The following is an 870-nucleotide window of genomic DNA, read 5'->3' on the forward strand; positions in this document are numbered from 1 at the left end:
AAAATGCCATCAGATTGCCCGCGACGATGCGCTGGGTGTGGTAGCCGGTTATGCAATCGGACTTGATATTACGGTCCGCGGTCCGGAGCTTCAGAGTTTTCGCAAATCTGCCGATACCTTTGCTGTTTGCGGACCATGGATTGTAACCGCGGACGAATTGGACGACCCCTCCGATCTTGATTTTGAACTCCAGGTGAACGGTGAGTTGCGTCAGTCAGCTAACACCGCACAGCTTATCTACGATGTGCCGAAGCTTATTGAATACGCCTCTTCCATGTATACTCTATATGCGGGCGATATCATCTTTACCGGTACACCTGAAGGTGTTGGCCCGCTCCAACCAGGCGATATTATGGATTGTTCGTTTGATCGAATTGGTTCGATGCAAGTGCAGGTAGCGTCCAGTTATGTGTAAGATTGATATTGCCATATACATATTAAATGATGTCAGTAGTAGCCTGCGATGATCGTGCGCTTGGAGCCCTCTGGAACGCTTATTGATTGTGCGCTAGATAGCAACCTTCTTGACGCCTTGATTAAACATGATGTCCCGATTTCTTATAGCTGTCGCAATGGCAATTGCAATATGTGCGCCTTAGAACAAGTGGCGTTCGATGATGGCCGTTCTTTCTTGACTGGGTCCGCAATCTCCAGGCCAGCTTCGGCAAAGCGCCTTGCATGTCAGATTCAAGTGAAGGAAAATATCGCGGTTCATTTGCCACAAGAGCGACCGGTACAGACACCGGCTCACCTTAAGTTGCGAGCTAAGGTGGAGTGCGTTGGAGCCATCCACCCTTCGATTATGAGGCTAGTGTGTACCCTTGATCGTCCGGTGAATTTCCTGCCAGGGCAACATTTCTCGGTTAGTTT

Annotated in this window: 2 protein-coding genes; both read left to right on the forward strand. The window is 49.3% G+C overall.

The features are described 5' to 3' along the window. Window positions 1-415 (forward strand): fumarylacetoacetate hydrolase family protein (locus C8024_RS11600; RefSeq protein WP_173205308.1); only part of this gene is annotated, 415 nt, incomplete at its 5' end. Between the two features lie 48 nt (window positions 416-463). Further along, on the forward strand, window positions 464-870 hold a 407-nt coding region (locus C8024_RS11605; protein ID WP_173205310.1), incomplete at its 3' end, for a 2Fe-2S iron-sulfur cluster-binding protein.

Source organism: Sphingopyxis sp. BSNA05, assembly GCF_013265645.1.
In the GTDB taxonomy this organism is placed as follows: domain Bacteria; phylum Pseudomonadota; class Alphaproteobacteria; order Sphingomonadales; family Sphingomonadaceae; genus Parasphingorhabdus.